At 56.2% G+C, this 3,896-nt stretch carries 4 protein-coding genes; 1 reads left to right on the plus strand and 3 read right to left on the minus strand.

The window, feature by feature from the left end; genetic code table 11:
* From V6D20_13790 to V6D20_13800, 3 genes are all read right to left on the minus strand, one after another.
* On the minus strand, positions 1-899 hold an 899-nt coding region (locus tag V6D20_13790), incomplete at its 3' end, for an ABC transporter permease (protein HEY9816851.1).
* Positions 900-998: 99 nt separating this feature from the next.
* Complete coding sequence (locus V6D20_13795; GenBank protein ID HEY9816852.1) at positions 999-2,099, minus strand: ABC transporter permease; 1,101 nt, start codon at positions 2,097-2,099, stop codon at positions 999-1,001.
* A gap of 11 nt (positions 2,100-2,110) precedes the next feature.
* On the minus strand, positions 2,111-3,304 hold the full coding sequence (locus tag V6D20_13800; protein HEY9816853.1) for a BMP family ABC transporter substrate-binding protein: 1,194 nt from the start codon (positions 3,302-3,304) through the stop codon (positions 2,111-2,113).
* A gap of 248 nt (positions 3,305-3,552) precedes the next feature.
* On the opposite strand from V6D20_13800, the gene V6D20_13805 reads away from it, so the two are divergent.
* The coding region (locus tag V6D20_13805; protein ID HEY9816854.1) for a hypothetical protein at positions 3,553-3,896 on the plus strand (344 nt) is incomplete at its 3' end.

Here is a 3,896-nt window from a genome sequence, read left to right on the forward strand (position 1 = left end):
GCTCCCTCCGAAGCATGATGCGGTGAACAGGTCAGTACCATCACCGTCAGGGTGAGCACATAGGGCAACGCATTGAAGACGTAGTAATAGGACTCCACCCCAACGGATTGCAGCACTGGCCCCAAGCCCTGAGTTCCGCCAAACAGCAGTGCCGCATAGAGACATTGCATCGGCTTCCAATGGGCAAAAATGACCAGCGCCACCGCAATCAGCCCTTGGCCGCTGGAGATATTTTCATTCCAGCTACCCGGAAAATAGAGGGAGAGATGCGCCCCAGCTATGCCCGCCAGGAGGCTGCCCAGAATGATGCACAGCGCCTGGACGCGTTTGACCGGAATGCCCATCGCTCTGGCCGCCGCCGGGCTTTCCCCCACCGCCCGCACAATTAAGCCCCAGCGGGTGGATGTAAAAAATCCTTGCATCAGAGGGGCGATCGCCAACCCCAGCAGCAGCAGCGGGCTCAGTTGCAACGCCGACTGCACCTGCGGCAGCGAACTCCAGCCCCCCAGGGAAATGGCCGGAAGCTGGGGGGCAATCGGCTGGATATAGGGTTTTCCCAGGTAAAACGCACACCCACCCCCAAACAACATCATGGCGATACCGACAGAAATATCATTGACCTTGGGGCGTTGTACGAGCCAGGCATGGATCATGCCCATCACGACACCCGCGCCCGCCGCTGCGAGCACCCCCACCCAGGGCGATCCGCTGTGAAACGAGGCCGCATAGGCACTCATAGCTCCCATCAGCAGAGCGCCTTCTAAACCCAGGTTGATTTTGCCGCTTTTCTCCGTCAGGCATTCGCCTAGGCTGACCAGCAAAAACGGGACACTGCCTCGCAAAACCCCACCCAAAATCGCCAGGGGCACCCCCAACCATCCAAGAGAATCTGGGGTCATGGTTCATTCTCCGTGGGTGTTACAGGCTGAAACATAGTGCAATGGGCAGTTAGATGGCAAAAAACCATGGAGGTATCACGGGAGACATCACTAAAGGCATCACTGCGGTTGTACGCTTTCCAAAACAGCGGCAGAGGATGCCTCGTCGTCCACCCAGTTGGGTTCCTGAAACCAGCGAAATTTGCCATACAACGATTCGCTATACAAAATGACTAGAAAAATCAGGCCCTGTAAAACCAGGACGGTGGCGTCGGGCATGCCGTAGGTGCGTTGCAACAAACTGCCACTGGCTAAAATACCGCCGATCAAAATCGAAACCAACACCACCGCCAGAGGGTTGTGCTTAGCCAGAAAGGCTACCAAGATCCCGGTGTAGCCATAGTTGCTGTGTAAGTTGCCATTGGCGCGTCCATGGACAGCGACCACCTCCACCATGCCAGCCAGTCCCGCGCAGGAACCTGCCAAAAAGCAGATAATCAGCGTTAATTTGCCGATGGCGAGCCCCATAATCTGGGCAGCTCGAATGTTGCCACCCACAACCCGCACTGCAAACCCAAACGTAGTGCGTTGGATCAACACATAGGCGATCGCACAGACCACCAGCCCATACAACAGCCCGTAGTGCACGCGGGAACCGGGAAAATCCCCCAGCAACAAGAGATCTGGCAGGGGATAGGTGGAAGGTTGGTTGAGCGAACTGGGATCGCGCCAGGGCCCTTCTACCATGTGGTTGAGAAAGGCGATCGCCACATAGTTGAGAAGCAAACTGCTGATGGTTTCATTCACCCCCCGGTAATATCGCAGGGCACCTATCATGGCGATCCACAACCCGCCCGCCCCCATCCCCGCGAGGGCCATCAGCAGCAAGCCCAGATTGGGTGAAAGCCCCCCGACCTTCAGCCCGACAACGGCTGTAAATAGCCCCCCCAGCACCAGTGCCCCCTCATTCCCAATCATGATCAACCCCAGCCGAGCGGGTAAGACCGTACAGAGGGCACTCAACATCAGCGGGGCCGCGCGAATCAGCGTAGTTTGCCAGGCAAACCAAGAGGCAAACGCAGCCTCATAAATAGAGGCATAGACAGCCAGGGGCGAATAGCCTTGCACCACACAGAACCCACCAAATAGCACCAACGCTAGGGCGATCGCCCCCACTGGAATGCAGATGGCCTCTAAAATTGAACGCCAATGACGAGGCATATCAAAGCCACCTACGCTGTGATTTGTCCAATGACCCCTTCCACCAGCCAGTCCATTTTTTCTAGTTCTGGGGTGCCATCTGGATATTCGGTGCCGCTGGGAATGACCACCCTCCCGGTGTTATCTTTCATTTCACCTTTGTAGACAATGAGCGAACCGTCTAGCAGGCTGGCTTTGGCGGCCTCGGCATCCTGTTTAGCCTGATCGCTGACGGCGGCTCCATAGGGAGACAGTTTCACAAAGTTATCCTTCAGCCCTCCCAAGTAGAGATGGGGAATCTCACCATTCATCAAGGTTTTGCCCTCCTGGATCATCTGGGCATAGCTGGAATACACCCCCGTCCAATCCCACTCAGCCCCCGTCAAATAGCCACTGGGGGCAACAGCGGCCTGGTTGACGGCGTTGCCACTGCAAAAAATGCCACGCTTTTCAGCGGTTTCCATCACCACCTTGGCGTTGTCCACATTGCAGGTGACCACATCAATGCCCTGATCCACCATGCTGTTGACGGCTTCTGCCTCTTTCACCGAGTCAGTCCATTCCCCCGTGATGATGAGCTGCGTGGTCGCCTCCGGGTTGACCGAGCGCGCCCCTAGCATCCAGCTATTGAGGGTGCGGACGATGCGGGGAATGGGTTTGGCCATCACAAAGCCGAGCTTGCTCGTTTGTGAGGTGTGGGCGGCCACGATGCCCGCAATGTAGTAGGCCTGATCGATGAAGCCAAAATAGCTGCCGACGTTGGCAGGATGGTTGCCCTCTTCGTAGAGGGTGCCGCAGTGGAAAAACTGCACCTCCGGAAATTCCTCGGCCAGTTCCAAAATATGGGGGTCAAAGTAGCCAAAGGAGGTGGGAAACAGGACTTTGGCTCCATCCTGGACAATCATGCCGCGCATCGTTTCAGCCACCGCTGTGGTTTCAGGGACGCTGGCTTCTTCGACCACTTTGATGCCGGGGAGTTGAGAAACACCAGCGGCACCTTCCGCATGGGCTTGGTTCCAGCCATAGTCATCCTTGGGGCCAACATAGATAAATCCCATCACGAGGGGCTCTGCCTCGCCGTCAGCGGGCGGAGCCTCACTGGTGTCTGAAGAGGGGGGGGCGGTGGGAGAACAAGCGCCAAGTTGGGACGTCACGCCCAACGCTCCGGTGGCCAGCAAGCTATAGAGCAGTTGCCGACGGGTTAAGGGATATCGATGGTGAGTCATAAGCCAACCTCTGAGCGATTCTGAGCAAGAATGTCTGCGTTGTGCAGCACGAGTGACTGCATTATCAGCAGTTCTGCCCAGGAGATCGATACCGGACATTCCAGGGGTTAGGTTACGACTTGTTACAAATGTCTAGGTTTGTTCCAGGTTTTACCAGCCAGGTTCAGGGGGAGACGGTATCAGGAAACACCTCAGCGTTCTTCTATTTCTCTAAAGATAGGAAGCATTAAGCAGATTGGTTAAGTGGATTGAATGATGCCATTGTGAGCGATCGCCAAATCCTAGATCTCACCGATGCCCTCGTCTTTGAAAAAACGGGATGCCATCTCGGGGATGCTCAACGGGCATTGTTGCAAGCGGCTTGGTCTGGCGAGCGGCAAAGTTATGACCAGATTGCCGAATCTTGCGGCTATTCAGCGCATTACCTCCGCAAACATATTGGCCCGTCCCTGTGGCAGTTGCTGTCCAATGTGGTGGGCGAAAAGGTCACCAAGCTCAACTGCAAGCGGGTGATCGAGCGTCGCCTCGGTGCTTCCTCCCCTCGATTAAACGCGCCAGACTCGGCTGTTTTGCCTGAAGCATTGGGGGTATC

The sequence above is a fragment of the Candidatus Obscuribacterales bacterium genome (genome assembly GCA_036703605.1).
Classification (GTDB): domain Bacteria; phylum Cyanobacteriota; class Cyanobacteriia; order RECH01; family RECH01; genus RECH01.